General features: G+C 71.4%; 1 protein-coding gene and 1 pseudogene. Both read right to left on the bottom strand.

Annotation, left to right across the window (positions count from 1 at the left end; translation table 11 throughout):
* Window positions 1–2,159 (bottom strand): glycoside hydrolase family 31 protein (locus ACNPM4_RS03790; protein ID WP_448984744.1); only part of this gene is annotated, 2,159 nt, incomplete at its 3' end.
* Window positions 2,156–2,641 (bottom strand): annotated as a pseudogene (locus tag ACNPM4_RS03785) (hypothetical protein); the annotation flags it as partial. The gene ACNPM4_RS03790 and the pseudogene ACNPM4_RS03785, both read right to left, overlap by 4 nt.

Raw genomic sequence — 2,641 nt, 5'->3', positions numbered from 1 at the left:
ACCGCGCCCCCCGGCACCGACTCGCCCGTCCACACGTCGACCCAGTCACCGGGCGGCAGATACACCGGCCACTCCACGGCGCCGGGCTCGAGGACCGGCGCGACGAGCAGTTCGTCCCCCAGCATCCACTGGAGTGGATACTCCCACACCTGCGCGTCGGCGGGGTGGTCGAAATAGAGCGGTCGCATCAGGGGCCGGCTCGTGCGGATCGACGCTCGCGCCTGCTCCGCCAGATACGGCACGAGGCGTTCGCGCAGGTGCACGAGCGCGCGCACCTCGGCGATCACCGAGTGGTCTCCGGTGCGCTCGGCGATGTTCCAGGGCGTGCGGTCGCGCGACGGGAGACGGTGGTGGTTGAACTCGGAGTGGTACTGCATGATCGGCACGAAGACGCTGGCCGACATCGCCCGCACGTACAGCTCGGGGTCCGGGATGTCGCCTGAGAACCCGGCGATGTCCCAGCCCCAGTAGAGGATGCCGCTGGCGGCGGCCGAGAGCCCGGCGAACATCGACCAGCGGAAGGCCTCCCAGGTGGAGTTCTCGTCGCCGGCCCAGAACGCGCCGTGCGCCTGGGACCCCGTGAAACCGGCACGGCTGAATGTCACCGGCGCCTTTCCGGCTGAGGTGAGCAGCCGCCCGTATGCCGCGGCGTACGCCACCGGGAAGAGGTTGTTCGACTCATCGCCGTGGCTGCCGTCGAGATAGCGCAGGTCCGCACCCCAGGCGTGCTCGCCGCCGTCGGTCTTGAACCCGTCGACGCCGACCTCTTCCACGAGGTAGCGGCGCTTCTCGGTCCACCAGTGCGCGGCGCGCTCATCGGTCAGGTCCGGCATGAGGCCGAGGGGGAACCACCAACCGCGGTTGCGGTACGGGCGCAGCGAGCCGTCAGGGGCGACCTCCTTGATCAGCACGTCCTCCCGGATCGCGGCGTCCGCGTCGGCGCGCGCCTGCCCCTGCGGGTGCGGGCGCATCTTCATGAGCGGGATCTGCCACAGGTGCACGCGGATGTCCTGCGCGTGCAGCCGGTCGACCATCCCCTTCGGGTCGGTCCACGCGCCCTCGGCAGGGAACGAGAAGTCCGCCAGACGGAGAGGCCCGCCGTCGGTGCGCACGTCGTACTGCGCGTCGCGGAACGCCGTGAACGTGCTCTCGTCGCTCCAGGCCTCGATCACGACCGAGCCGACCGGGATGTCGTGCTCGCGGTGCAGATCCATCTGCCGCTCGACCTCGGCCTGCGTGTTCCATTCGTTGCCGCTCGCCCACAGCCGGAACACCCAGTCCGGGAGCTCCGTGGGGTGTCCGACCTCGTCGAGGAATGCATCGAGCACCTGGGTCGGGGTGCCCGCGTACAGAGCGAGATCGAGAGCCTCGGCATCGGTGCGGGCGTCGGTCTCCGTCTCGATGACGAGTCGCGTCGCGTCCGATGCGCCGAGGTCGAACCACACTCGCCGCGAGGTGCGCACGTGCAGACCCCAGCCGCTGCCGCCCACGATGTGTGCGAACGGCATGGGCAGGTAGGTCCGACGGTGGGCGCCTTGGCTCTTGTACTGCTCGAAGACCATGGAGTCGAGGCGTTCGCCACGGTGGTCCAGGGCATCGAAGCGCTCGCCCAGACCGGTCACGTGCTCACCGGCGGTCAGCGGCAGGACGAAGCGCACGCGCAGGATCCGCTCGCCGTCGTCCAGAACCTCGATCTCCGACGGTCGCGCGGCGACGGACGGAGAGCCGCTCACGCGTACCGTGTCGGAGGCGCCGGGCCGCCAGGGCGCGACTCGGCAGTCGAACCAGCGCGTGGTCTCTGCGGAGTCACCGGGGCGCAGAGCGGTGAAACGGTAGCGCAGCGTCGTCCCGGGCGCGACGGCCGGCAGAGTCAGCTCCCACCCTCCGGCTGCTCGATCCTGTCGGGCCTGCGCAGACGCCAGGTGGCCGCCGTCGACGGCCTGTCCCCGCGACGAGCGGGCTACGGGCGAGAGGGGGTGCCGCTCGGAGCGCATGCCGTCGGCATCCCGGACCTCGAGCTCGACCTCGACCGATTCGGCGTCGGCGGAGGTCCGCACACCGAGGCGCAGGGGCGCGCCGGCGATCGGATGCACGGGGGAGCGCTGCTCGGTGTCGTCGGAGTACGGATGACCGGACCCGGCCGGGCGGTGGCGGATCATGCGACGACCTCCCCGAGCTCGACGGCGAGGCGCAGCAGCATCGCATGGCTCCACAGCAGCGGTGTCGCCACGGTTCCCCACCGGTCGATCCACTCCTGACGGAACGACGGGTCGAGCAGGTGGTCGTCGACCTGCTCCGGGAGCATCCGTGCGGCGGTCGCCGTGCTCGCCGCCCACTCGAGTGAGCGCCGCGCGCCGTCGCGGTCTCCGGTCGCGGCCTGCGCGAGCCCGAGGAAGCAGGTCAGCAGCGGCCACTGTCCGCCGCCGAAGAAGGTGTCGGCGCGGAAGCGGTGCACGCCGCCGTCGACCGAGAGCTCGCGCTCGATGGCCCCGACCGTGCCCGCCGCGAGGGGGTCAGCGGCCGGGATCACCCCGAGCGGGGCGATCAGCGAGCTGAGGCTGCCGTCGACCACGTCGTCGCCGATCCACTTCACCAGGTGCCCGTCGGCCGTGCCGTCATGGCGCAGCATCCGGTCGATCGC

Source organism: Microbacterium umsixpiens, assembly GCF_053543675.1.
The sequence above is the reverse complement of the archived record's forward strand: the minus strand, read 5'-3'. Positions and strand labels throughout refer to the sequence as shown.